At 44.7% G+C, this 26,695-nt stretch carries 17 protein-coding genes and 1 pseudogene; 9 read left to right on the forward strand and 9 right to left on the reverse strand.

The window, feature by feature from the left end; genetic code table 11:
- Positions 1 to 237: pseudogene (locus tag ABYU67_RS07595) on the reverse strand (tyrosine--tRNA ligase); the annotation flags it as partial.
- Positions 238 to 465: 228 nt separating this feature from the next.
- Here ABYU67_RS07595 and ABYU67_RS07600 point away from each other — a divergent pair.
- From ABYU67_RS07600 to ABYU67_RS07610, 3 genes are all read left to right on the forward strand, one after another.
- Entirely contained in the window at positions 466 to 1,827 is a 1,362-nt protein-coding gene (locus ABYU67_RS07600; RefSeq protein ID WP_372844400.1) for an anhydro-N-acetylmuramic acid kinase, read from the forward strand.
- Between the two features lie 96 nt (positions 1,828 to 1,923).
- Complete coding sequence (fabF, locus tag ABYU67_RS07605; RefSeq protein WP_372844401.1) at positions 1,924 to 3,339, forward strand: beta-ketoacyl-ACP synthase II; 1,416 nt, start codon at positions 1,924 to 1,926, stop codon at positions 3,337 to 3,339.
- Between the two features lie 114 nt (positions 3,340 to 3,453).
- Positions 3,454 to 4,314 carry a cell envelope integrity protein TolA gene (locus ABYU67_RS07610; protein ID WP_372844402.1) on the forward strand — a complete coding sequence of 287 codons (861 nt, stop codon included), beginning with the start codon at positions 3,454 to 3,456 and terminating at the stop codon, positions 4,312 to 4,314.
- Between the two features lie 76 nt (positions 4,315 to 4,390).
- On the opposite strand, the gene ABYU67_RS07615 is transcribed toward ABYU67_RS07610, so the two are convergent.
- The 5 genes from ABYU67_RS07615 to ABYU67_RS07635 all read right to left on the reverse strand — a co-directional run bounded on the left by ABYU67_RS07615 (position 4,391) and on the right by ABYU67_RS07635 (position 11,767).
- Complete coding sequence (locus ABYU67_RS07615; protein WP_372844403.1) at positions 4,391 to 6,223, reverse strand: aminopeptidase P family protein; 1,833 nt, start codon at positions 6,221 to 6,223, stop codon at positions 4,391 to 4,393.
- Positions 6,224 to 6,578: 355 nt separating this feature from the next.
- A complete protein-coding gene (locus ABYU67_RS07620; protein ID WP_372844404.1) occupies positions 6,579 to 8,141 on the reverse strand; it encodes a peptide MFS transporter in 1,563 nt (520 codons plus the stop codon).
- A gap of 284 nt (positions 8,142 to 8,425) precedes the next feature.
- Positions 8,426 to 8,854 carry a hypothetical protein gene (locus ABYU67_RS07625; RefSeq protein WP_372844405.1) on the reverse strand — a complete coding sequence of 143 codons (429 nt, stop codon included), beginning with the start codon at positions 8,852 to 8,854 and terminating at the stop codon, positions 8,426 to 8,428.
- A gap of 135 nt (positions 8,855 to 8,989) precedes the next feature.
- On the reverse strand, positions 8,990 to 10,564 hold the full coding sequence (lnt, locus tag ABYU67_RS07630; RefSeq protein WP_372844406.1) for an apolipoprotein N-acyltransferase: 1,575 nt from the start codon (positions 10,562 to 10,564) through the stop codon (positions 8,990 to 8,992).
- Between the two features lie 303 nt (positions 10,565 to 10,867).
- Positions 10,868 to 11,767 (reverse strand): transporter associated domain-containing protein, encoded by a 900-nt coding sequence (locus ABYU67_RS07635; RefSeq protein WP_372844407.1) that lies wholly within the window; start codon positions 11,765 to 11,767, stop codon positions 10,868 to 10,870.
- 250 nt (positions 11,768 to 12,017) lie between these two features.
- Between ABYU67_RS07635 and ABYU67_RS07640 the strand changes: the two genes are divergently transcribed.
- Positions 12,018 to 13,427 carry a DUF4105 domain-containing protein gene (locus ABYU67_RS07640; RefSeq protein ID WP_372844408.1) on the forward strand — a complete coding sequence of 470 codons (1,410 nt, stop codon included), beginning with the start codon at positions 12,018 to 12,020 and terminating at the stop codon, positions 13,425 to 13,427.
- A gap of 70 nt (positions 13,428 to 13,497) precedes the next feature.
- On the opposite strand, the gene ABYU67_RS07645 is transcribed toward ABYU67_RS07640, so the two are convergent.
- Entirely contained in the window at positions 13,498 to 14,106 is a 609-nt protein-coding gene (locus ABYU67_RS07645; protein ID WP_372844409.1) for a YcgN family cysteine cluster protein, read from the reverse strand.
- Positions 14,107 to 14,266: 160 nt separating this feature from the next.
- On the opposite strand from ABYU67_RS07645, the gene ABYU67_RS07650 reads away from it, so the two are divergent.
- The 5 genes from ABYU67_RS07650 to mutY all read left to right on the forward strand — a co-directional run bounded on the left by ABYU67_RS07650 (position 14,267) and on the right by mutY (position 22,160).
- Positions 14,267 to 15,004 (forward strand): dienelactone hydrolase family protein, encoded by a 738-nt coding sequence (locus ABYU67_RS07650; RefSeq protein ID WP_372844410.1) that lies wholly within the window; start codon positions 14,267 to 14,269, stop codon positions 15,002 to 15,004.
- A gap of 224 nt (positions 15,005 to 15,228) precedes the next feature.
- Entirely contained in the window at positions 15,229 to 18,237 is a 3,009-nt protein-coding gene (locus ABYU67_RS07655) for a DUF2339 domain-containing protein (protein WP_372844411.1), read from the forward strand.
- Between the two features lie 149 nt (positions 18,238 to 18,386).
- Complete coding sequence (ylqF, locus tag ABYU67_RS07660; RefSeq protein ID WP_372844412.1) at positions 18,387 to 19,343, forward strand: ribosome biogenesis GTPase YlqF; 957 nt, start codon at positions 18,387 to 18,389, stop codon at positions 19,341 to 19,343.
- Between the two features lie 36 nt (positions 19,344 to 19,379).
- A complete protein-coding gene (locus ABYU67_RS07665; protein ID WP_372844413.1) occupies positions 19,380 to 20,801 on the forward strand; it encodes a P-loop NTPase fold protein in 1,422 nt (473 codons plus the stop codon).
- Between the two features lie 105 nt (positions 20,802 to 20,906).
- Complete coding sequence (mutY, locus tag ABYU67_RS07670) at positions 20,907 to 22,160, forward strand: A/G-specific adenine glycosylase (protein WP_372844414.1); 1,254 nt, start codon at positions 20,907 to 20,909, stop codon at positions 22,158 to 22,160.
- A 110-nt stretch (positions 22,161 to 22,270) separates the two neighbouring features.
- Here the strand turns inward: mutY and ABYU67_RS07675 are convergent, their stop codons facing one another.
- Positions 22,271 to 23,173, reverse strand: coding sequence for an acyl-CoA thioesterase (locus ABYU67_RS07675; RefSeq protein WP_372844415.1), 903 nt, complete (start codon positions 23,171 to 23,173; stop codon positions 22,271 to 22,273).
- 272 nt (positions 23,174 to 23,445) lie between these two features.
- Positions 23,446 to 26,334: an RNA polymerase-associated protein RapA gene (rapA, locus tag ABYU67_RS07680; RefSeq protein ID WP_372844416.1), complete on the reverse strand. Its 2,889-nt coding sequence runs from the start codon at positions 26,332 to 26,334 to the stop codon at positions 23,446 to 23,448.
- Positions 26,335 to 26,695: the final 361 nt, after the last annotated feature.

Raw genomic sequence — 26,695 nt, forward strand, 5'->3', positions numbered from 1 at the left:
ATAATCGCCGATTAAAAAGTAAATCTCATGACCCAAATCTTGAAAATGCTTCAGCTTATTAATCAGCACGGTATGACCCAAATGCAAGTCTGGTGCGGTGGGATCAAAGCCTGCCTTGATACGCAGCGGGCGATTCAGTTTCAACTTCTTAACCAAATCGTCTTCAGATAGGATCTCTTGTGTACCGCGCTGGATCAGGGCAAGTTGTTCTTCTAAGGTATAGGTCTGAGTGGTCATGATGCTCTCTTTATTGTCTTTATTAAAAGGGTGACGCGTTTAGGCTATTTATACCAAGCACAAAATACGATTAGCAGCGTCAAACTCGCTTAGTCTACTATCTAGTAAATGTAGTACTTGCACTCGTTTATCACTACTCTGATTTTTGGCAATGGGATTAAAGTTTCGTAGCCGCTAAAAGATGTTAGAATTTGACAGATATACTAGCGTTTTTTAAGGTAAATTGCCATGACCAACCCCGCATCGATTGCTGATACTCATCATAATACTGACACAAGTTTCAATTTAGACCACAGTTTAAATAATATGGATGATTTAAACTATGCCACCTTGACCGATGCGCTTGAGCAAACGGTGTTTGAAAACTTCGATGATGGCTTATATATCGGCATGATGTCAGGCACTAGCTTAGATGGTATGGACGCGGTGCTTTGTCAATTCAGTGGGGGGAAAACCACTCAACAGCCTATGCAACTATTAGCAACTCATAGCCAAGATTTCCCGCCACGTTTGCGTGAGGTATTATTGGCATTATGTCAGCCTAATGGTGTTCAAGAATTGATACCAGCAGAAGGTGAACCAAATAGCGAGCTTGACTGGTTCGGCTGGGCAAGTAAGGAATATGCTGAATTTGCCAGCGACGTGGTCAATACCTTATTGCAGCAATCAAATACCGATAGTGAGTCGGTGCTAGCGATTGGCTGTCATGGTCAAACCGTGCGCCATCGTCCGCAGATGGGCTTTAGCTTGCAATTGCTCGATGCCAATATCATCGCTGAACGTACTGGCATCAGCGTCGTCAGTGATTTTCGCCGCCGTGATATGGCGGTTGGTGGACAAGGCGCGCCGTTGGTGCCAGCTTTTCATCAAGACTTATTTGCCGTGCCTGATAGCATGCGAGTGTTATTAAACTTGGGCGGTATTGCTAATATAGCCGTTTTGCCAGCAGATGCTCATAGCAATTTAGAAAATTTAGAAAACGCAGACAATCAGCATATAAACAGTGTCATAGGTTATGATACCGGCCCTGCCAATTTACTGCTAGATGCGTGGACAACCCTGCATACCGAAAAAGATTATGATGCGGGCGGCGCATGGGCGCAGTCAGGACAAGTGGTTGAGCCGCTACTTAATCAGCTTTTGGAACATCCGTTTTTTCATAAAAGCTATCCTAAAAGTACAGGGCGCGAAGATTTTAACCTAGCTTGGCTACAAGATGAGCTGCAAAAATTCGATCAAGCATCTGCTGATGTTCGTTATTCATCAGCTGATGTACAGGCAACACTCACTGAGCTGACCGCCATCAGTGCCAGTGCTCAAATAAACTTATTTATCAATGCGAGTAGCAATAATGCCGTCTATGTCTGCGGCGGCGGCGCACTGAATGATTATCTAATGACTCGCTTGCAGGCACATCTGCCGCATTGCAAGGTAGACACCACGGCCACTTTGGGACTTGAGCCAACTTGGGTAGAAGCGGTCGCCTTTGCTTGGCTTGCAAGACAAACACTGATGGGTAAAGCTGGTAACTTACCCGCCGTGACAGGCGCAAGTAAAGGCGTGGTCTTAGGACAAGTATGTTTTGCCTGATGGGTCAAATTTTAGTTTACATACGTGCACTTATGTGTTTTATAATGGCGGTAGAAGTACTCTCCTCTTAGGATTTGTCAGTATAGGACATAGCGCATGAGCCAGCACAGCAGTTTACCGACCGACTCACTTAACAACCAAACTAAGAATAATACTGTTAATAGCACTACTGCCAATACCCCTACTACCGCCGAGACAAAAAAACGTCATAAGCCGCCACATTATGAGCGCTCTGATGAGATGCGCGTTGTGGTGACAGGTATGGGCGCGGTCACGCCATTGGGACTAGATGTCGAAAGCTCGTGGGCGCAACTACTCAAAGGTGAAAGCGGTATCACAGCTATCAGTCATTTTGATGCAACGGGTTATCGGGCACAAATCGCAGGCGTGATTAAAGACTTTGAGCCAAAGCAATATATGAATGCCAAAGACGCACGCCGCTATGACGATTTTATGCATTATGCGGTTGCGGCATCCTCGATGGCGCTACAGCAAGCCGGTTTTATCGATGAAGTGAGTGTTGCTGACGCCCCGGTACAGGGCGTTGACCAAGAGCGCTTTGGGGTAATTATAGGTTCAGGTATTGGCGGTATTCAGAATATCGAGAACAGCCGTGATACCTTACGTGAAAAAGGTGCTAGTAAAGTCTCTCCTTTTATTATTCCAGGCTCTATCGTCAATATGGCAGCAGGACTGGTAGCAATTAAACATACTTTAAAAGGTCCAAACCTTGCAACTTCCACTGCCTGTACTACAGCGACACATGCGATAGGGCTTGCAGCGCGTTTGATTGCTTATGGTGACGCTGATGTGATACTGGCAGGTGGTAGTGAAAAAGGCTCAAGCCCGCTTGGCATCTCAGGTTTTGGCGCCATGCACGCTCTCTCAACGCGCAATGACGAGCCAACTCGCGCCTCACGACCATTTGATAAAGAGCGTGATGGTTTTGTGCTTGGTGATGGTGCTGGGGTTATGGTACTAGAAAGCCTTGCTCACGCAAAGGCGCGCGGAGCGACCATACTGGCTGAATTGGTTGGTTTTGGTATGAGCGATGATGCCAGTCATATTACTGCGCCGCCAGAAGACGGTAGTGGTGCAGCGCGTGCGATGCGCAATGCGTTAAGCGATGCCGGTATTGAGCCGTCAGTTGTGGGTTATGTCAATGCCCATGGTACCAGTACGCCTGCCGGTGATGTCGCTGAGTCTATCGCCATTGAAACCGTATTTGCACCTGTAAAAGACAGTATCTTAGTCAGCTCAACTAAGTCGATGACCGGTCACTTGCTTGGTGCTGCAGGCGGTGTTGAAGCTATCTTTACGGTGCTTGCTTTGCAAAACCAGCACGTACCGCCAACGATTAATTTGGAGAATGTTGAAGACAACTGCAATCTGGATTATGTCGCCAATCAGTCGCGTCAAGTAGAGGATTTGCAGTACGCAGTGTCCAATAGCTTTGGCTTTGGCGGCACCAATGGCTCATTGATATTTGCCCGCTGGCCTGTTAATCACTAAGTCATCAAGCTTATGCCTGATACCTTGTAACCTTGTTGTCAGATTTACTACGTTTGTCTACTTGCAGCCCCTTATCATCCTTGCGTATGATAAGGGGTAATTTTTGCAACATTTATGGACGATACCATGTCAAGCTACTCATTTTCCCATCAGTTTTATCAGCGCTGGACGTGTGCACCAGAGCCTATCCGTGCCTCAATCATCCAAGAACTTACCGATATCACAACCTTGCTTAAAGCCGAAACGCCTTTTGAAACCTTTGTATTTAGTACCCATGACCTAGACGCCCATCTTGATGATCTTTATGAGAATCACGAAGCTGAGCAAGCTATCGCTAAGGCAATCTCTGATAAACAGGCTCACGAGCAGGCAACGGCTGAACAGCAGCGCTTAGAAGAAGAACAAAAAATCAAAGCAGTAGAAGAGGCTAAGCGCAAAGAAGAGTCTCAATTGAAAGAGGCAAGCAAGTTAAAAGCAGCAGCTTTGATAGAAGAGAATAAGCACAAAGAAACTGAAAACGCTCGAAAAGAAGTAGAAAAAGAGACACCTTTGGCTGCTATAGAGCCGGATACAACCGATACTGATAAGGCAAACACTGACAGTAGTGTTAATGCCATTATCAATGATAAGTCTGATACTGAAAAAAATACTATTGCCAGCAAAACCATTAGCGAGCATGCCAATGCGATTGATGCTGAAAACATTAAAAATGACAGCACCATTAAAAATGATAGCAGTATCAATGCTATTAACAATAAAGCCAGTGCAGCGATCAGCTTGGCTGTCAAAGACGCCAAATTAAGCGTTACTCATAAAGAGCTGATTCATGAGCTTGAAATGCAGATTGACGATTATCTGAGCGATCAGATGATGCTAATGTCTGAAAACCTAAAATCTTGGCTACGTGCTGAGATGACTCAACATTTAGGTGAGCAAGATAAAACGCTTACTAAAAATGAGGTACGAAAAGATTAAAAACATCTGTCAACATAGTAAAAGCCCCGTCACTCATTGACGGGGCTTCTTTATGCTTGGTCATAAGCAAGTCATTCTATATCGCTTGTGTACGCTCAGTTAGCCACTCAAGCGCAGCGCCATCGACGCGCTCTTTTAGTTCTGCATAAACTTGGCTGTGATAATCATTTAGCCAATCGATCTCTATTTGAGTTAATAATGATGGCTCAATCAAACGCGTTTCAATTGGGCAATAAGTAATGGTCTCAAAGTTTAAGAAAGACCCAAACTCGGTCTCCGCAGGATTGCCAACTGGCGTATTTACCACCAAGTTTTCGATACGGATGCCCCATTTACCTTCGCGGTATAGACCCGGCTCATTACTGGATATCATACCTTCCTTCATCGCGCGCTCTTTTGGCGTGCTGGCGCTATAAGCAATCACTTGCGGACCTTCATGCACATTTAGGAAATAACCAACGCCGTGACCAGTACCATGACCGTAATCCATCTGCGCTTGCCATAATGGCGCACGGCAAATCGCGTCGATAAGTGGTGAGGCAATACCATCGGGGAAATGTGCTTTTGCTAAGGCAATATGGGCTTTTAGCACGGTGGTAAAGTCGCGTTTGTGCTCACTGCTGACTTGTCCGATACCGACCACACGCGTGATATCCGTAGTGCCGTTTTGATACTGCGCACCTGAGTCAATCAGTAACAGTCCGCCCTCACCTTCAGCAACATCAAGGTAGCTAAACTTCTCAGGTGTCGCTCGGTAATGTGGTAAGGCACCATTTTCATTAAAGCCTGCAATCGTTGGGAAGCTTGGTGATACATAATGTGGCTGCTGGCTACGCACATCGATGAGCATACTATCGACGTCCAGCTCACTCAAACGCTCACCATTATCAAGGCGCTGCTCAAAGGTGGCAAAAAACTCACATAACGCCGCGCCATCTTGACGCATCGCTTCACGTACATGGTCAATATCAGCCTCAGACTTCACTGATTTAAGTAAGGTGCTAGGTGCCATTTGTTCAATAAAGCCAATACCGTCGCCCATTTGAGATAAAGTGCCAACTGCCACTTTGCTTGGGTCTAATAACAACAAGTCGTCAGCGGTTAATGTCGCCAAAGCTGCTTGCACAGCATCATAATCAGCAAGGGTAATACCGTTATCTTGTAAATATTGTGCGATCTCGCTACTGACTTTATTATTATCAATAAACAATGTCGCACTGTTTAGAGCTTCTGAGTCAGCATCGATAAGCATATGCGCTAAAAATACTGGGTTATAATCCACATCAGCGCCGCGTAAGTTGGTCAACCACGCAATATCGTCTAGGCTTGAAAGCAAGTGATGGGTTGCGCCTGCCTCCATCATACCAGCTCGTACAGCAGCAAGCTTTTCACTAGCAGACTGGGCGACAAACTGTGCATCGTGTTGATATAAACTGGCAGTTGGCAGTGCTGGACGATCGCTCCATATGTCTGTCAACAGATCACGATCGGTGATTAAAGTAATATCGTGAGCGTCAAAAGCATCAAGCAAGCGATCTTGTTCCGTGATAGACAAGACATTGCCATCAACCGCCACGCTATCGCCCTCCGCTAGATGAGCAGCCAACCAATCAATATGATTTGGCTGACCCGGTGCTAGCTTCTGCAAACTAATACCTGTCCCATCTAACTGGGCTGCTGCATGCACCCAGTAGCGGCTATCCGTCCATAGCCCTGCAAAATCAGCGGTAACGACCAGCGTACCGACCGAACCCGTAAATCCTGATAGCCAAAGCCTTGCCTGCCAATATTCTGGTAGATATTCAGACAGATGCGGATCAGCAGACGGTACAATAATCGCACTAAGGTCTTGTGCTGCTAGGGTCTGACGTAAGCTTGCGATACGTTCATGAATGACTTGTTTGTTCATTAGGTAATTCCTTATGAGTGTTTAAAAAATCAGTTTAAAAAATAGCATGCAGCGACTATCAATAGCCGTCTTATTTGAAAATTGATGCTGTCATTAAAATAAATAATAAAGATTCAGGGCGAAGCAAAGGGGCTCTTAACAGAGCCTTTTAATATAGCCACGAAAGAAGATTTATTGAGCATAAGAAGAAAAATGACATCTTTAGATGTTTGGGCGGATAGTAAGCTTTCAATAGCGTAAGGCAACTATTTTAAGCAAATAAAACGATAAAACGTGCTACCAATAATGATAACACGTCTTATCGTCTGTCACTGACTTACACAGCGTATCTAATCACTTACTGCCTGTTTATTGTTTAGCCAGCTAGATCCGCCTGCTCGCTTTGCTTAAGCATATTATTAATAGGTTTTGCCAATAGTAGCAAGATCACGGCCGTCACCACCAAAAACACGGTCATCGTTGTAAATAAACCCGGTAAACCTTCAATTTTATCGGCGGTTACGTGCCCACCAAAGAAGGCAGCTACCAAGTTACCTAATGCAACAGAGGCGAAGAACAACCCCATCATCTGACCTTGCATCCCTTTTGGCGCAAGCTTGGTCATCGCAGATAAGCCAACAGGGCTTAATGCTAGTTCACCAAGGGTCAATAGTAATAGACTACCCACCAACCATAAAGGTGACGCCAAGCCGCCCTCACTGGTCAAGATACTTTTTGAGGCAAATATCATCAGCGCAAAACCTGCCGCTGTCAGCAGCATACCAAGTGCAAACTTCACCATACTACTTGGCTCAAGACCTCGATTGGCAAGTTTGACCCAGACTATACTGGCAATAGGTGCTAATAATAGGATAAATAGAGGATTCAATGACTGAAACCAGATACTGGGTATCTCAAAACCCAAGACATTCAGATCGGTATAACGATCAGCAAATAGGTTAAAAGACGTCGGCTGCTGCTCAAAGCTTGACCAAAACAGCGTCGAGCCAATGATTAAAATAAAGCAAATCAACAAACGCAGCTTATCTGTCTTATCCAAACGCGGTGAAATAAACATGACCACAAAGTACAGTATAACAACCGCTGCAATGATATAGGTCATATACTGAGCGACTATTTCAGGATTAAATCCCAATATCCCAGAGGCTACTAACACCACAACAGCAGTAAGTAGCGCAAGAAATCCTATAACCCAACGACCGACGTTTTTGAATAGTCCCGTCGTTTGCTCCCATTCAGGTTCAATGTTTTTAGCACTGGCATAACGATTTAATGTCTTTTTGGCAGAAAAGCGATAAATCAGTAGCGAAGCCAACATACCAAGTCCGCCGACACCAAAGCCCACATGCCACATGCCTTTTTCTTTGAAAACCCCAACGATCAATGCGGCTAATAGCGCACCAATATTGATACCCATATAAAATAAGGTAAAACCACCATCACGGCGCGCATCGCCTTTAGGGTACAAAGCACCAACCATCACTGAGATACAGGTCTTAAATAAGCCTGAACCTAACACAATGCATATCAGACCGATAAAGAATAACGTCATGCCGAACATGGCAGAAAGTGCAATGCACAGATGACCTAGGGCAATGATAATACTGCCCCACCATAGCGCACGCTCTTGCCCGAGCCAATTGTCCGCCAACCAGCCGCCCGGCACCGCTGCTAAATACAACGAGCCGGCAAAAATACCATAAATGGCAGAGGCAGTGGCTTCATCAAAGCCAAAGCCACCACTACCAACGGTCGCGACCATAAATAAAACCAATAGCGGACGGATACTATAATAAGAGAAACGTTCCCACATTTCGGTAAAAAACAATGGGCGTAGCGGCTTAGGGTGCCCCATAAAGCCATTCTCTAGTGATGCCAATTCGGCAGCACTGATCTCTGATTTTGATTCTATACTCATAATCTTATTCCCTTAAATACCACTTAGATAATGTACCAATTCCTAAATTTTTTTCGTCAGTGATTTTATAGGCGCAACATTGTTTCACCTGCTCGGGAGCAAGTAAAGAGAGAAATGCTCATTAATTACACAAACGCCCATAAAAAAACCCGTTTTCATCGATTGAAAACGGGTTTTTGATTGTATGTGCTAGGTAGTGATAGCAACGACGGTAATAACTATGCGTCCACTCAAGTAGACGTCATTTTAAGATATCTAAGCTAGCAAAGACTACACTGACAAACTTACTGCGCAGCAGCTGCTTCAGTGGTGCCAGCGTCTAGGTCGCCATCGGCTTGCTCAGCGGTTAGATCTGCATCGGCAACAGCTGCTTGACTGACTGTCCCTTCAGCAGTAGCGGTACCTGCTTCTGCACTAACTACAGCGCTATCAGTATTAGCATCAGCTGCTGGCGTCACGGTCGCATCTGCTGGCGTAGCAGTCGCCGCTGCGGCATCTGCTGCTGGTGTAGTAGTGGTTGCCGTTTCTTCAGTTGCAGGCGCTTCTGCTTCAGCTGCCGCCTCTTGCGTAGGTTCGGCAGTGATATGCTCTCCCGCTGGACGCAAGAAACCAGAAATACCAATCAATAAGACGATACCTAAAAATAAGGTAACACCGCCTAAAGTCAATAAGAGCTCTTTTTTAGGGTTGTTTTCGACAATATGTTCTGACATACCTTATCCACCTTGCACAAAATATTTAAAATATTGGCTATTATATCGCAATTTATGTCGATGTGTTAAAACCCTTAACTATTTAAAGGTTATATTATCGAAAAATACGCCAGCCATACTGTATTTTTCAGCTTATTAGCTACTTACACGCACACGGGGCGTCGCTCGTTTGCCAAGATAGCTCAATAGCAATAGCAGCGCAATTACCATCAAAATAGGATAATTACCAAAGCGTGTAAAAGGTGTACTGCCAACACGCGCCTGCACATCACCTCGTAATACGGTACGTTCAAATTGCGGGGCACGTTTTACGATACGTCCTTTATGATCGATAATAGCCGTCACGCCTGTATTGGTCGCGCGCATAAACCAGCGTCCGTTCTCCAATGCGCGCATCTGCACCATTTGTAAATGTTGCAGCGGACCAGCTGAGCTGCCAAACCATGCATCGTTTGAGATGGTCAATAAAAAGTCGGTATTAACAGCATTTTTACGGGTGGTATCAGGATATGCCACCTCATAACATACTGCGGCGCCCAAATTGTGCCCACGTACCTGTAGTGGCGATTGGTTATCACTACCGCGGCTATAACTCATAATATCTTGACTACCGGCAAGGTTTGGCAAAATATCTAGCATGCCTTCAAAGGGAATATATTCACCAAATGGCACCAAACGCTGTTTTTTATACATCCCTTCAGCATCGCTACCAAGGGCAACCACACTATTATAAAACGGCGGATATTTATCCATTTTGGGATCAAAGTCTGCTTGATCTCGATAAGGAATACCTGTAATCCATGTGGTATCCGTCTCTTTTGCCATTTTTACCATTTCATTGATAAAGCCTATCGCCTCATCTTGAAACATCGGAATAGAAGACTCGGGCCATAGAATAAGATCACGATCCCACTCGGTACTGGTCAAGGTTGCATAGATTTTTAGGGTTTCTATTTGGTACTCGGTCAGCCATTTTAAATCTTGCGGGATATTACCTTGGATTAACGACACGGATAAATCAGGTGTGCCCTTTGGTTTGGTCCATTGCGGATTGATTAACCACAATGCACAGCTTACCACTAGCAGCGCTAAAGTTGGAATCATGTAGCCGACGCGGCGGCGCAACAGCTCAACCACACTGGCTGCCAATAGCACCGCCACAAAAGAGACGGCAAAGACACCAGCAACTGGTGCTAATGACGATAGCCAATACTGCTCAGTAAAGGCATAACCGACAAACAACCACGGGAAGCCGGTAAATAGCCAAGTCTTCATCCACTCTTGCAATACCCAAAGCGCGGCAAATGATAACGGCTGCTTACCAACCAGTCGATTAAATGTCAGCGCCAAAAAGCCATGGAACAACCCCATGCCAAGCCCCATCAGCGCAATCATAATCAGCGCAAGCCATACTGGCGTATCACCATAGACATGAATGGAGGTATACAGCCAAAACGCTCCCACACACCAAAGCCCCGTCCCATAAGCTTGACCAATAAAAAATGCTCGCTTACCACTCATCTTTGGCAATAACAAAGCATATAAAATCGCTGGTGACACCAAAGCAATTGGCCAAATCTCATAAGGCGCAAGGGCAAAGATAAACATTGCGCCTGCCAGCCACGCAATCAATAGCGTCAGTACCAGAGGTAAGCCCTTTGGCTTCTCAGGGTTGAGACGTTTTTGCAAATCAACAGTAGACAGACGCATAGCAATTATCCAAAACTTTATTATTTAATAACTTTAAATCTTGATGATTCAATCGACGTTTAATATACAATTTGATATAAAAACAGGCATAGCATGATAAATACAGCCGTCAAAAATCAAACTTGCTCATGATACCAGCCTGTCCAAAATAATGGGTAAATTTGCGTATTTTATCGACCAAAGCACGATGAGCCATACTAAAAAGCAAAAAACACGATCGCAATCGTGTTTTTATGATCATTATGTCTATTAAGGACGCTTCTGATGATGGCAATCATCGACCGAATTTATCCAATAAAGCGTCTAATGGCTGCCTATCAAGATTTGTTGTGACGGATTTATTTTTCTCATCTCAAGATTCTGAATAAAACGCCCCTCAACCTCAGTGATGGTGATTTGCCAATCATCTATGACCACGCTCTCCCCTTCTAGATCGCCAACATGACCAAGCGTCTGCATAACCAGACCGCCCATAGTATCGACATCGGTATCATCAAAATCAGAGCCGAGCTCATCGTTACAGTCTTCAATGACAGTAGAGGCTTGGACCCGCCAAGTATTCGGCTTTTCAGGGTCAGCGACGATATTATTAATGTCACTGTCTTCATCAAAGTCATCGTGCTCATCGACGATATCACCGACGATTTCCTCAAGCAAATCTTCCATCGTCACCACGCCACCAAAATTACCAAATTCATCAACGACAATCGCCATATGCACTTGGGTACGCTGCAATGAGCGCAGCAGGGTATCAGAACGCGCGGTTTCACTGATATAGAGTGGCTGACGCACAAGGTCTCTGAGGCGCTTGCTATCGATTTTATCTTCTTGGTCACGCACCATGTGCACGAGGATAGGAATCAAATCTTTTGCCAGTAGAATACCGATAACCGCATCATCATCTTGGCTATCAAAGACCGGATAGCGCGAATGAGTGGTCTCAAGAATGATATCCATTACTTCAGATAAGCTGGTGCTTTCATGCAAGCCAACCACTTGCGGGCGCGGAGTCATGATTTCGCGAACTTGTGTCGCTGGCAGATCGAGCACGCCTTCTAACATGTCGACCGTATCTGGCTCTAAGAATTGGCGTGACTGCTGTACCAAGCCAATCAGTTCATCACGGGTTTCAGGGGCGGTCGATAGCCAGCGTTTTAAGCCGCGCATCGACCAACTACTCGGGCTGGGAGTGTCGTCAGACATGATGGTGTGAGTTAACCTCTTTAGTTAATAGTGATTAAAATAATACATAAAAAAAATACGCAAAGAGCTATATGGAGATTAAATAAATAAATAAAACAGCCTACTTATTAATAAAAAAATAGCGCCGGCTGATGAGTTTCACTTTATCGCAAGGCTTGCTGACATTCAACGTTAAATTCACTCAAATTGTATTGTCAGTGTGTGGCAAACTTTGCTATGGTCAAAGCCTTCCTTTTTCAAAATCATCCCTATGTCGCTACGTGCCTTTATTTCTCGCTTGCTGTCATCTCAGTCAAATAGCCACCGCTCAGATAATGGCTTGGATACGCTTGAGTCAAATAATCATGGTTCGGATAGACACGGCTTAAAAAATAATACTGCGAATGGTCGCCAACTGTCACCTGCATGGCGATATTATCTGGTACAGTTTTTTATTATTACGACATTGCTACTGTCAGCCATTTGGTTATTAATGGCGATTTGCTATCAATTTGGGGCGCGCTCGGCCATCACTTGGTTAATGGCTACTCTTATTGCTAGCGTACTGATAGCCTTGCTGAGCAGCCGTTATTGGCCAAAAACTGCTAAGCTACTTAATAAGCAACTACTGGATAAACAGCTATTTAATAAAAAACCACTGGATAAACAGCAAGCAACCTGTCAATCAATGACTGACGCAAAAACAAGCAGAAACACAAATCAAAGATCAGCAAGCAAATGGCTAATGGGTTTATATGGCGCTATTTGGTTGATGGGCGCTGGCTGGTTTTTCTCTATCGAACCTCAGCAAGAGCGCGACTGGATGGCTGAGGTCAGCGAAAGGGTCACATACGAGCGCGACGACACCAACCCTGATTTGATCACCCTAACCAATGTACGCAACTTTGATTGGCATACTGATACAGAGGCGACCGAACGCTGGGACACCCGCACCATTGATATGTCCAAGCTATCGGGCGTCGATGTCACCAACTCTTATTGGATGGGACCTCTGATTGCCCATACTTTAGTCAGCTTTCGTTTTGAAGACGATAGGCCGCTTGCCTTCTCGTTTGAGATTCGTAAAGAAAAAGGCGAGTCATTTTCGGCATTGGCGGGGTTTTTTCGACGCTATGAGCTGAGCCTGATTGCCGCAGAAGAGCGCGATATTATTTATACCCGTACCAATGCGCGTGGTGAGCAGGTGTATCTATTTCCCATTAGCAACTTACAGCAGCATGAGGTCAAGTCATTATTTGAATCTTACTTAACCGCCGCCGACGAATTGAATGCCAAGCCTGCTTGGTACAATACGTTAACCAGTAACTGTACCAATATCATTTTTTATATGGCGCGTATCGTCAGTGGTGAGCGTCTGCCATGGGATTATCGGATTTGGGTCTCCGGCTGGCTGCCAAACTATCTATATGATGTCGGGATGCTGGATGCCAATCCTGAAAAGACGGGGCAGCCTTGGTCTATGGATACTTGGTACGAGCGCACCCATATCAACTCAAAAGTTAAAGGATTCAATAATCAAATCAATCTAGCGCCTGGCGTTAATAGTCAAGAGAGCCACCATGAGTTTTCTGAGCAAATTCGTCAAGGTATCCCTATCCCGCCACTGGCTGACACACAAGAAGAGGCTGAAGCAAAAGCCAAATCTACGGCTTCTTATTAATATCAATCAGCATGATAATTTTACGCTGCAATACTACCGGCGTCACTGATTTCAGTAATTCTTAGTATTATTAAGGCTTGACCCAAGTGACCACGCGCATCTCCATCTCTTCATCAGACATGCCAGTCTCAGAAACACAGCGCCCTGCTACCCCAACGTTGGCAGCGCGCATTTGTTGCTGCGTTACCACTGCATTTCCAGTCAGTAACAGATGCCAACTTGGCAAATTTTGTCCTTTATACAGACGCTTATAAGCGCAGTGCGACGGTAGCCACATCATCTGCGGCAGATTCTCTATGGTCAGCTGAATACAATCGGGCACATGCTCTTGGCGCGTGGCGTAATGCTGACAATACCCTGTCGCACAGTCCATGAGCTGGCACGTCACATCGGTATACTCGACCAATTCTTCCGCCACATCGCCATGCTCATCTTCATCAATATACTTAATCAAGCAGCAGCTACCACAGCCATCACACAAGGCTTCCCATTCGCTATGATTGAGTTCTGACAGTGCATAGCGCGACCAAAACTTCGGACGCAATGTGTCATTACCATGACGCTTACTATCATGGTCGCTGTCAGGAAATAAGCTCACGGCAGGCTTTGCTGCTATCTCCAGCAAGGTTGCGTCAGAGCCTAGATTGGCTGCATCGTTGTTTAATAAATTTTGTGTCATAAAGGTGCCGTAGCATTTTGATAAAGAGCGTTACAGTATTATAGCTGTTTTTGATTAACGTGGGCGTTAAGGTAGTAAAAGTTAGGAAAACGATATAGCAAAAAAAGCAGATAAATCACTGCTATAACGCAACACTCATCACATAAAAAAGGATAATAGTATGTCAATTAAGACCTTTGAATTAATCAGTACTACTGAAAATAACGTCCAGCTTATCAGCTATATGGCGCTACCAGAGAATGCCTCAGATGATAATCCTGTAGCTGGGATTTTGGTCGCACCAGAATGGTGGGGCGTGGTCGATCACCCAAAATCTGTGGTTGAGCGCTTAGCAGAAGCAGGCTATGCCGCTGTGGCGATGGACGTCTACGGCGAAGGCAAACTGACCAGCGATGCTGCCATGGCAAATATGTGGATGGAGCAAGTATTAGCCGACCAAGAGATGCTGATGGCGCGCTGCCGTCTGATTCTGAATGACTTTAGTGATCAACTGGCTGTCGATGGCGACAAACTAGCCGCAATCGGCTATTGCTTCGGTGGCAAAATCGTCCTCGATATGGCGCGCGAAGGTATGCCATTAAAAGCAGTGGCTACTTTCCACGGTAATCCATCGCCTAAGCAACCAGCCGATGAGCAATTCACTGCTAAAGTATTGGTTGCTCATGGTCGTGATGATTCGATGGTATCTATGGATGCTATTGAAGGTCTCAAATCAGAGCTAGACGCTGCGAACGTTGATTACACCATTGATGTTTATGACGGTGCTAAGCATGGTTTCACCAATCCAAATGCAGATGAGCGTGCTGCTAAAAACGATGTGGATCTTGGCTATAACGAAATCGCTGCCAAGCAAAGCTGGGATAATATGCTGGAATTTATGAAAGACAATTTGGCTTAATAGCTTTTATAGTAGCTTTTATAACAGCTAAAGCACTAGATCATGTTTAAAGCATATTAAATGCTTTAACGCCTGTCAGCTCAGCCCATTTTTGGCGTGTTAAACGCGTCACTTATGTGCTCATGGCTTGTGCTTACAATCAAATAGCGTCATTATCACTCAATGGACAGACAGATTGAGTGGGAATGATGCTATATTTTTTTATGGGTTCTTTAGGTTGGCTGGTGATAATTACGTTACTAGTGATTATGATTGTTCTCTATGTCAGATTACATCAGCAACTGTCAGCGCTGCGTCAAGATCTCGCCCAGCTAAAGAGCGAACTTGAGCAGGAAAAAAATACTGCTACTGCGATAAAAGACGCTGCTATAAAAAGTACGTTTGACACTGAATCAGCGGATAAAGACGCATTGTCAGTAATACCACCACCGTTACCCACTCATGCTTCTACGTTTAGCTTTGTATCATCTTTACCTCAAACACCCATTCCTCCCAATCAACCTTTGGTCAATAAAGCAATTAGTGCGCCGATAGAGTCGGATGAGCGCTCCTTGCCTATCGTTACCTCCCTGCTTCACTCTATCAAAAACTGGTTTTTTGGCGGCAACTTGGTCGTACGTGTTGGGGTGCTTGTTTTACTTGTCGGCGTGGTGCTCCTGCTACGCTTATTAAGCGATTATATTGAGATCTCGATTACCGCCAAGCTCATTAGTATTGGTATTATGGGCTTAGGGCTTGCGGCGCTGGGATTAAAGCTAGCAAAAAATCGCTTTACTTATGGTATTACCTTACAAGGGGCAGGCTTAGCGATTGCGTATTTAACCACCTTTTTTGCCTATAGCGTTTACCAAGTTTTGCCTAGCCTACCAAGCTTTATCGGACTTGGGCTATTATCTGCTATAACCGTTGCACTTGCCGTGCGTCAAAACGCCCTTCCTTTGGCATTGTTGGCATTATCAGGTGGGTTTTTTGCGCCCATTTTGACCAGTCAAGATACAGGCAGTTTAGCGGCACTTTTTAGCTACTATTTATTATTAAATGTCACTATTGCAGTTATCGCCCATTACCGTCCATGGAAGATACTAAACCTATTGGGGGTCACTGTAACCTTTGGGCTGGCTTACTACTGGGGCATCAGTGAAAATGTGAGCACGGTCATTGAGGCGCAGCGCTGGTCTTTAGTCCTATTGGTCATCCTGCACTTATTGCTATATCTGTTTGTCGTCATTCGCTACGCCCAACAAATCATCGCTTACAATACCCTTTATGAAACAGACATCATTCAGACAGATAGCGCAGACAACGTGCAGCCTTTAGATAATGCTTATGTAAGAAATAATAGCTATGTATTCCCTATTGATACCAGTTTGCTGTTTTCAGTGCCGATACTGGCTTTTGGGTTATTGGCGGCATTATTAGATGACATTCCTCATGCCCTAACCATAACTAGTGCCATTTTGGCCACTGTTTATTTAGGACTTGGCTGGTTATTTGTGCAGCGTAGCCAGCGTTATGCCTTAATCACCGAGGGCATGCTGGCTTTAGGATTTGGATTTTTGGCACTGGTGATCCCATTGGCATTGGATGCTGAATGGATTGCCTTTGGCTGGTCGGTACAAGGGCTGGCGCTGGTATGGTTCGGACGACGCTCACTACGCGCATGGTCAGTATTGTTTGGGTTGTTATTGCAGCTACTCAGTATCGCCATGCTGATGATAAATGTGTTCTTTACGATCAAAGATTATCCAACGTTGGCATTGACGATTTCAGCGCTCAGCTATCTAGCAACGATGTTTATCTTACGTGCTAGCAATTCGCCTGCCGCTTTAGACGATACTGAAAACCTTCCTGCACAGCAAAATGCGACTACAGATTCAATGTCTGTAATGTCTGACGCAACAGTCACCGTCGCTCAATCGCTGGGTATCAGTAACCAAGCCGCTCAGCAATGGCTTACCAGTATCAATAGCCAAAGTATGGCGTTTAACCTGATATGGCGCAGTCCGGTTTTGAGTCGCTGTTTGGCCTTTACCGCAATGGTTTGGCTGCTGTATGTATTGGTCATCGATTTTGACCAATGGCTTGCCAGCTGGCAATTAGCAACGACGGCACTGCTAGGGTTGGCAATGTTAACGAGCTTAATTATTTATCAGGCAATTAATCACTATCATTCGTGGCGTGAGATTAGGCAGTTTAGCCATGGCTTGCTGCTGCTATTTTATGCCATGTTACTGTTTCAACTGCCGCAAAAATATGAATTTGATTATCAATGGACAACCTTTTATTGGCCGATATTTATTACCTTACTCATAGGCTGGTTGGTCGTTGGGCAATTGTGGTTAAAAACATGGCATAAAGAAGCGGAATTAAAAAGTTTTGATAGCGCGAGCTGGCTTGGTGCTGGAATTATCCTGTTGGCAGAAGCCATGCATTATGGCTTGCCCGATTCAAAAGGCGTCATGACTATTTTAGTTCCGGTTGCCTTTATGCTGGCTGGATTATGGTGGACACAGCGTCATGCTATGGTTCAGTACAATGATAAGCAATCAAAAGCAGCTAATTCAGCGCTTGTACCTTATTGGTTTGATTGGCATCAGGGACTGTTAGACAGTGCCAAAATATTTGTACCTATGACTTTAGGCTGGGCCATTTTTACCAACTTCACTTACGATGGCGTCATTTGGCAGCTACCCTATTTCCCCCTATTTAACTTATATGATGTGACGTTATGGCTGGTGGTTTTTTACAGCTTGGGCGTTTATTTGCTCCGTCAGCCATATGGTAGGCAATCAAGAAACCTATTAAGCGCCATTCCTAAAAACGATATGCTATTAATTATCTTAGCGCTGATTGGCCTTTGGATAGGCTCTAGTATGTTGGTTAGAACGCTGCATGCATTTATCGGTACGCCTTTATGGACTGGCGGTTTATACGACGTTACAGGTGGCGCTTGGAGTAGCGAGCAAGTACAGACGGGACTGACAATTTTATGGACGCTTATTGCTTTGGTGGCCACTATTATTGCTAGCCGCTATGGGCAGCGTACGCTATGGTTTATGGGTATTGGGCTGTTGGGCGTTGTGGTTTTAAAATTGGTCTTGGTTGATTTATCACAGACCGAGGCAATTTGGCGAGTAATTTCCTTCCTTGGCGCGGGTAGCTTAATCTTAGTCATTGGTTATTTGGCACCTCTACCACCAGCGCGCGAAGCTTTAGCAGATGAGGCTAAATGATAGTTGCATATGAGCGTTACATGAAATTGTAACGTGATAACTTGATAACGTTGGGTGATAGCGCTGGTTGTGTAGTAAACTGAACACCATAAAAAGTAAATGACGATCGTCTTACTTTGCGCATTTTTTATAAAAGGTTATAAAAGCAGATGGATAAGAGAGTAAGTATTCAGTGGTTCCCAGGGCACATGAACAAAGCCCGTAACGAAATCAAAGAAATCATGCCCCAGATGGATGTGGTTATCGAGGTCATCGATGCGCGTATTCCTTATAGCAGCGAGAACCCAATGGTCGCCGCATTACGCGGTGAAAAGCCTGTCATCAAAATACTTAATAAAGCTGATCTTGCTGATCCCGAATTGACCCAAGCATGGATGGACTATCTTGAGCAGCAAAGCGGTGTCAAAGCCATTGCTTGTGATACCGATAAAGCCAATGACGTCAAACGTATCATCGCCATCTGTAAGCAACTTGTGCCCAATAAAGTGGGTACGGGTCGTCAAATCAAAGCTATGATTATGGGGATTCCAAACGTTGGTAAATCAACATTGATTAATACCTTGGCGGGTCGCGCTGTCGCCAGAACCGGCGATGAGCCAGCGGTCACCAAGTCGCAGCAGCTGATCAAGCTTGACGACGACATCATGCTCTATGATACCCCTGGTATGCTATGGCCAAAGGTTGAAAACGAAAACTCTGGCTACCGCTTGGCAGCGACCGGCGGTATTCGAGATACGGCGTTTGACTTCGCTGACGTGGCCAGTTATACCGCTGAGTACCTAATGCAAGCCTATCCTGAGCTGCTAAAAAGCCGCTATAAAATTGATGAGCTACCCAAGACCGATTGGGAGTTTTTTGAAGTGGCGGGACGTAATCGCGGTTGCGTGCGCGCGGGCAACCAAGTCGACACTTACCGCATGTCTGAGATTCTGATTAACGAGCTGCGTAGTGGCAAGCTTGGTGATATTACGCTCGAAACACCAGCCATGACAGAAGCTGAAGAGCTAGTCGTTGCTGAACAACGAATCGCTGCCGAAGAGAAAAGAATCGCTAAAGAAGAAGAGAAGCGTTTGCGTCGTCTAAAAACGCGGAAGAATCGGAAGTAGGCTTGAGGCTATTTCTAAATATATTTGAGGGTTAAGATGACAGATTATAATGAAATGAAAGCCTTAACCTTTGATGCTAGAGACGAGTTCACACGTAAGCCTATCGCTGAAAAAATCATTAAGCTCTTGGATTCAGATATTGATGTCTCACCACTTATTATCGACGGTAAATGGGGTACAGGTAAAACTGAATTTTGCTTCAAACTCAAAAATCTAATTCAAGCAGATAATCCCAATAATTACAAAGTTGGGTACGTGAACGCCTTTCAAGCTGATCATGCTAATGAGCCCCTATTAGCACTTATCGCAGAAGTCGCGAGCTTTTACAATGAAGGTGACAGTAAGCGTCAAAGCTTCATAGCCAGTGCAATTCCTTATTTAAGACTTATTTCTGGTATAGGTCTTAAAGCAGGATTAGGATTTGCATTCGGTAGATATGCGACAGATATTCCTGACGCACTAGCAGATGGAATGGAAGAAATAAAGGATAGGTCAAAATCTCTCATCGATCAATCACTTGAGTCTATGATTAAAGACCAAGTAGAAGCGGAAAAGAATTTATCGACATTGCGTGATGCTCTATCTGATATTGCTTCCACAAACCCTATCATTTTACTTATTGATGAGCTCGATCGTTGTCGTCCAGATTTTGCAGTAATGATGTTAGAAACTATCAAACATGTTTTTGACGTTAAAAATGTGCAGATTATTTTGATTACTAATGCTGAACAGCTAAAAGCCACTATCAAACATAGCTATGGTAGCGAAACTAATTCTCACGACTATCTATATAAATTTTTTAAATATCAAATTAATCTACCTACGACCAGTAATGGTCCAGAAAATCAATCGATTGAAAATAACGCTACCTATTTTCGAGCTACGGTACAAGCGAGTAATGTCATTCCACAAGAATTTAAAGACAACCAGTTTATCTATGAGATTCCAACTTTCTTGGATCTCAGTAAATTATCACTTCGTAATATTGAGCAGGTTGTTCGTTGTATAGAAACCTTAATTGTGTTTGAAGATGGAGAGCAAAGTAAGTCACAGATTGTTGAGCAAATTTTGATGGTTTTTCTATCCTTTGTTTATATGATGGATAAGAGACTATTTCAGCAAATAATAATTAAAGAAATAAATGAAGATAAGTTTATTAAATTTATCAACAGTGCTCAGATAAACTTTCATGATAGGATTACTAGAACTCAAAACTTGCAAACCGAAAGTCTTATATTGATAGTTTTTAGTAAGTACTTACCTGAAAACTGTTTTTACTTACCTGAAGATTATTTTCAACTTGAAAGAACGCTAAAGATAATAAGTGAATTTTTATTAAATTATCAATTCCATAATGAAACAAGTAATCTAGTCAATTGGAAGAGCAACAACTCTTACATTTATAACTACATCGACCACACAACCAACAACCTCTCACTTTTAAATATCGTTAAGTAGTTATTTTTATTATGTTATTTAATAGCATCACTTCAAAGTTAGGTCGTAGCAGATACTTATATAAGGTATAATTACTTATCTTCAAAATACCAAATATAACAGCCTATGACTCAGCTTACTACCAATTCAGATCCCACATTATCAGACAACACAGCTAACCACTCTCCTACATCCCTAAACTCCTTCGCACCACGCCTTCTTGACTGGTTTGCCGAAAACGGTCGCCATGATTTACCTTGGCAGCAGCATCAAACGGATGCGCCAAACCCTTATATCGTCTGGCTATCAGAGGTCATGCTGCAGCAAACGCAAGTGACCACTGTGTTGCCCTACTTTGCCCGTTTTATGGCATCGTTTCCGACAGTGCAGGATTTGGCAGCCGCAGAATGGGATACGGTTGCCGAGCATTGGGCGGGACTTGGCTACTATGCACGCGCGCGTAATTTGCATAAAGGCGCAAAGCAATTGGTCGAAGTCATTGACGAGACGGGCGACTTTCCGCAGACACTAGCAAGTTGGGAGTCAATATCTGGTGTTGGACCCTCGACCGCTGGTGCGATTATGGCGATGGGGCTGCATCGCTATGGCGTCATCTGCGATGGCAATGTCAAACGTGTATTGACGCGCTGGGCCGCCATCGATGGTGATATCACCAAGTCTGCCACCACTAAAGAGCTATGGGCATTGGCAGAGCGATTAACACCTAAGGAAAACTCAGGATTGTTTGCGCAAGCGATGATGGATATGGGCGCAACCTTATGTACGCGTAGCAAACCTGCTTGTCTGCTATGTCCGCTTCAAGAAGACTGCTTGGCTCATGCTGAGGGTCGCGAAACGGATTATCCAGTCAAGGCAAAAAAGCAGCCCAAACCGAGCAAGTTTAGCAATGCGTTATTGATTAAGGATATTGATGGCAACATACTGTGGCTACAACGTCCTGACAATGGCATTTGGGGCGGACTCTGGAGTTTGCCGCTGCAATTTATCAAAAAAACCGACGGTAAAATAAGTGGTAAAACGACTGTTAAAAATGATACTAAATTAAACGTAGCTAGTCATGAAAAAATCTATGAAGCAGAATTTACCACTGCCGAGCAAATTATCAATGAGTGGTTAGATAAGCATAAGTTGGAAGCAAAAGCAGTCAGTAAAACCTTATTAGACGATGCCCCCATTAAGCATTCATTGACCCATTTTCATTGGTATTTAACGCCGCAATCATTAACTTTAAATGTTAAACAAACGACAAAGATAACCGAAGCCTTACAAGCAGCAGAGATTAATATTAATTGGTTAAATGCGGATGCTGCGCAGGTGACACTAGGATTGCCTCGCGCAATGGTTAAAATTTTAGAATAATAAGTTGGTTAATTTGTCTAAATTAACTGCTTAAAAAAGCACTTCATATGTCATAAAAAAAGCGACTCACTATTGATGTGAGTCGCTTTTTTATTACAAAACTGAAAAGATTAAGACTTTGGCACCCGCAGACGCATTAAGCCTTCTTGTTGTACCGTAGCAACCAGCTTACCGTCTTGCCAAAACTGCCCATGGTTTAAGCCTTTAGCATTGGACGTGGTATCACTCCACATGTCATATAGCATCCAACCATTTAGATCAAAATCACGGTGAAAATGCATCGAGTGATCGATACTGGCCGCTTGCAAGCCGCTGGTCATAAAGCTGACACCATGCGACATCAGCCCTGTGCCCACCAGATAAAAATCGGACGAAAATGCCAACAGCGCTTGTTGAATCGCAACCGGCTGATTGCCCAATTCACGGATACGCAGCCAGTTCGCCTGCTTCGGTTTCATTGGCTCTGGATGAATCGGGTCACGCGGTTTAACGGGTTTAATCTCGACATGGCGACGGCGCATAAAGCGGGCTTTGAGCGCGTCTGGAACTTTTCCAACATACTCTTCTTTTAAATCCTGCTCAGCCAGCAAATCCTCTGGTGGCGGATAGGCGGGCATATCTTCTTGATACTCTAAACCCTCTTCCATCGGCGAAAACGAAGCTATCATTGAAAATATTACTTGCTCAATAGGTGCTTTACCGCGCACCTCTTTATACTGAATCGCTGTTACTTCACGCGCAGACAGACTACGACCGTCACGCAAGCGCCGTACCTGATAAATCACCGGCTGCGTGATATCACCACCGCGCAAAAAATAGCCATGCAGTGAATGACAAGGCTTGTCTTTATCGAGCGTATGCGCCGCTGCCATAATAGCTTGGGCAAGTACTTGTCCACCAAAAATACGACTGCCAACATAGTCATGGCTCTTACCCTCAAAGACATCGGGGGTAACCTCAATAAGCGCTACAGTAGACAGCAGCTCATCAATCAATTGCGAATAATCGGACATGACGATCATTTTCCTTATTTTTATCAATAACGCGGTGCGCCAAAAAATATCAAGAGGATATGGCTTAAGCCGAGGTGACGTTTTACTATAAGTAATACGAAATCAATAACAGTAATATACAAGATAAATCTATAGATGAACAACCACCTATAATCAGTCACGACTATTATTATGATGACAAGCAATCAAACGACTTTTGAAAAACACTGCTAAAGGCGGTAAATAAAAACGAGATGCTTTATGACATCTCGTTTTCCAATCCCTGCTTGCATTTATGGCTTCACGGCCACGAGTACACGGATAGAATCTGGGACTAATGACAGGCTACCTAGTGCTTGCTCACCTTGGGCTTTTAGCTGCTCCAAGCGCTCAATCTCGGCAGGGCGTACATTAGGATTGATCGTTTGTAGATGCTTTAAGCGTTTGATTTCACGTGACCACTGCTGGCTAAAACGGCTACTTGCTTGTTCACCAATCTCTGCTAGCTGCTGACGGGCGATCTCCTCCGCTTCATAATAACGCTGCTCGATCACATCACCGCGTACCTTAATCACTTGGCGAGCACGGTTTTTATCCAGACGCTCAATGTGCGGCATAATCATCTCAGCACTGATACGTGCGGATAAATCACTGCCTTGCTCACTGATAAATACACGGATATTTTGGGTGGTCAGTGTCGCTGGTAAATTGAGCAACCTTGGCGCAATGGCTTCCACGCGGAAATTCACTTCAAGCAACACCATACCTTGCGGTACAGCAGAACTTTTTAGCATCGCAACCGTGGTATTACCAAAGGTGCTGGTACTCGCCAGCTCATAAATTGCGCGCATCAATGGATGCTCGTGAGTGATAAAGTCGATATCTTCACGCTGCAGGGCCTGCTTACGCTCGAATGTCAACGTCATGCCATCTTCGTCACCAAGTGGTAGACCGTCGATATAATCGCTAATCTCAGTACTATCGATTGGGGCAATCACCCAAGAGCCATCACGCTGGATGCTATGCTCGATATTGGCTGAGGCAAAAAAGCGCTCAATAAACTGCGGCAATAGATTATGACCATCAAAATCACGCATGGCATCAGCGATACGCCCAGCAACGCGCGGACGGCATGAGTTGTACTCTAATAGGCGATCACGACCCGCTTGCAACTGTGCCTCTAAGCCCAATCGCGTCTGTTTCGCTTCTTCTATAATATCTTGTAATATCGCACGGTTCTCGTCAGTATCCGCCCCTTCAAGCATCGGCTTTAGCTCTTGGATATACTGCTCTTGCACGCTCTGCGCCGTTGGAGAGATTTGATTAAACATATTTAGCGCATCGTGATACCACTGATATAGTCGCTCTTGCGCGGTACCCTGTACATAAGGCACATGCAGCATAATTTGCTGCGTTTGCCCGATACGATCTAGACGACCGATACGCTGCTCCAAAGTATCTGGATTGGCAGGTAAGTCCCACAATATCAGCTGGCTTGCAAACTGGAAGTTACGCCCCTCTGAGCCAATCTCTGAGCAGAGTAATATCTGCGCGCCCTCTAAATCAGCAAAGAACGCTGCTGCTTGGTCACGCTCAAGCAAAGTCATTTGCTCGGTAAAGATGGCAGTCTTGATACCGGCATGTAAGCGTAATACCGCTTCTAAGCTTTCAACCGTCGCCCCACTACGAGCAATTAACAATACCTTTTTATGCTTAAGCTCACCCTTTAAGATATCAACCAACCATGGCACACGCGGGTCGTCTTCTAACCAGCCGCCATCTGGCTGATTTTCTTCGCCCCATAGCTGCTCGCGCAATTTACCCTTGGTTTGATAGCTATCGACCCACGCTTCAGGCAATGGCAATGGATACGGCTGGCTGCTACGACCGTAGAAACCTTTGACACTTTCACGGGTATTACGGAATAAAATACGCCCCGTACCATGACGATCAAGCAGTTCATTAAGCGCATAGGTGCGCAGTTTTTCGTCTTCATTAATGTTTGCTAACTCATCGATACTAACAGTCAGTAAACTGCTTAAGGCGGCGATTTGACCGTCGCTCAATGGCTTATCTTCTATCAATACACCAGCAACAGCAGCCGTTTCGGCAAAGGCGTCTTGACCATCGATAAATTCATCCAAATCATCAAAACGGTCAGGATCTAACAGACGCAAACGAGCAAAGTGACTTTGCGCCCCAAGCTGCTCAGGTGTTGCTGTTAATAGCATCACACCCGGCGTTTCTTCAGCGAAATCAGCAATCAAGTCATATTTATCATTGCCGCCTTGCGCCTCATCCCAATGCAAGTGATGCGCCTCATCGACAACCAACAAATCAAAGCCAGCTTCCATCGCTTGGTCGTATAAATCAGGATGGTCAAGGAGTAAGTCCATGCCAGCAATGATACATTGCTCAGTAGCAAAGACGTTTTGCTCAGGGTCATGTTCTTTGATCGCTGCCGTACGCACCAAATCAAATAAGGCAAAGTTTAGATTAAAGCGGCGGCGCAGCTCAATCATCCACTGATATTGCAAGCTGTCTGGCACAAGGATTAATACTCGCTCAGCTTTGCCAGTCAATAGCTGCTGATGAATAATCAATCCCGCTTCAATGGTTTTACCCAAACCGACTTCATCAGCAAGCAACACACGCGGCGCGATACGCTTGCCAACTTCATGGGCAATATAAAGCTGGTGCTCAATGATGTCGACGCGCGCGCCCATCAAGCCTTTAAGCGGGTGACCCGCTAGCGCCGACTGCATACGCAAGATATCTTGGCGCAGCTCATACCAATCGCCGCGCTCGATACGACCAGCAAGCAGACGCTCAAGCGGCTTAGCAAGCGTGATATTGGCCGCCAAACGGGTTTCCATAATGCCTTTTTCATGCTCATCGACACTGTATTTGAGCACGCCCATCACTTCTTCGACCGCCGTTACGGTATAGCTCTTACCGGCTTGATCCGAAATACTATCACCGACTTTGAATACCACGCGTGATAATGGCGCCGAGTTTTTTGCATACACGCGGGTCTCTTCACTTTGTGGAAATAGAATGTGCACACATCGGTCGTCTACATCGATGACCACACCCAAGCCAAGCTCGGATTCCGTATCAGATAAATAACGTTGACCAACGGCAAATTCAGTATTGTGCAATGAAGCGATAGAGATAGTCATAGGGCGATGTCTTTTGTACTCAGATAATAGGAAAAAATAGATAGCTCATAGTGAGGTTTGCTGGCGTAAATCATAGCGCGAGTCATTACTTAATAGTCTGAGAGGTTACCGGACATACCGGCAGCGTCAACTCATTAGCTAGGTCGCAAGATAAAGCCGACCATTATATAACGTTAGCAGCTAGATGAGTGCGCTAAGTTGACTTTTCAAGAGCAGATTCTGGCAAGATTATCTTAAGCCCAAGCATAAGTTGGGCTTATAAACCAATAAGATAACGACTCGCAAGTAAAGAAAATATATTGTCATTATAAAATTGATTCTATATTGTTAATAAATGCAATAAAACATCTCTATTTTCTTA

Source organism: Psychrobacter sp. (assembly GCF_041554015.1).
GTDB lineage: Bacteria > Pseudomonadota > Gammaproteobacteria > Pseudomonadales > Moraxellaceae > Psychrobacter.

Bases quoted from the DNA above. Each gene is read 5' to 3' on its own strand.
- ABYU67_RS07600 (WP_372844400.1), top strand. From the start codon at position 466: ATGACCAACCCCGCATCGATTGCTGATACTCATCATAATACTGACACA.
- fabF (WP_372844401.1), top strand. From the start codon at position 1,924: ATGAGCCAGCACAGCAGTTTACCGACCGACTCACTTAACAACCAAACT.
- ABYU67_RS07610 (WP_372844402.1), top strand. From the start codon at position 3,454: ATGGACGATACCATGTCAAGCTACTCATTTTCCCATCAGTTTTATCAG.
- ABYU67_RS07615 (WP_372844403.1), bottom strand. From the start codon at position 6,223: ATGAACAAACAAGTCATTCATGAACGTATCGCAAGCTTACGTCAGACC.
- ABYU67_RS07620 (WP_372844404.1), bottom strand. From the start codon at position 8,141: ATGAGTATAGAATCAAAATCAGAGATCAGTGCTGCCGAATTGGCATCA.
- ABYU67_RS07625 (WP_372844405.1), bottom strand. From the start codon at position 8,854: ATGTCAGAACATATTGTCGAAAACAACCCTAAAAAAGAGCTCTTATTG.
- lnt (WP_372844406.1), bottom strand. From the start codon at position 10,564: ATGCGTCTGTCTACTGTTGATTTGCAAAAACGTCTCAACCCTGAGAAG.
- ABYU67_RS07635 (WP_372844407.1), bottom strand. From the start codon at position 11,767: ATGTCTGACGACACTCCCAGCCCGAGTAGTTGGTCGATGCGCGGCTTA.
- ABYU67_RS07640 (WP_372844408.1), top strand. From the start codon at position 12,018: ATGTCGCTACGTGCCTTTATTTCTCGCTTGCTGTCATCTCAGTCAAAT.
- ABYU67_RS07645 (WP_372844409.1), bottom strand. From the start codon at position 14,106: ATGACACAAAATTTATTAAACAACGATGCAGCCAATCTAGGCTCTGAC.
- ABYU67_RS07650 (WP_372844410.1), top strand. From the start codon at position 14,267: ATGTCAATTAAGACCTTTGAATTAATCAGTACTACTGAAAATAACGTC.
- ylqF (WP_372844412.1), top strand. From the start codon at position 18,387: ATGGATAAGAGAGTAAGTATTCAGTGGTTCCCAGGGCACATGAACAAA.
- ABYU67_RS07665 (WP_372844413.1), top strand. From the start codon at position 19,380: ATGACAGATTATAATGAAATGAAAGCCTTAACCTTTGATGCTAGAGAC.
- mutY (WP_372844414.1), top strand. From the start codon at position 20,907: ATGACTCAGCTTACTACCAATTCAGATCCCACATTATCAGACAACACA.
- ABYU67_RS07675 (WP_372844415.1), bottom strand. From the start codon at position 23,173: ATGTCCGATTATTCGCAATTGATTGATGAGCTGCTGTCTACTGTAGCG.
- rapA (WP_372844416.1), bottom strand. From the start codon at position 26,334: ATGACTATCTCTATCGCTTCATTGCACAATACTGAATTTGCCGTTGGT.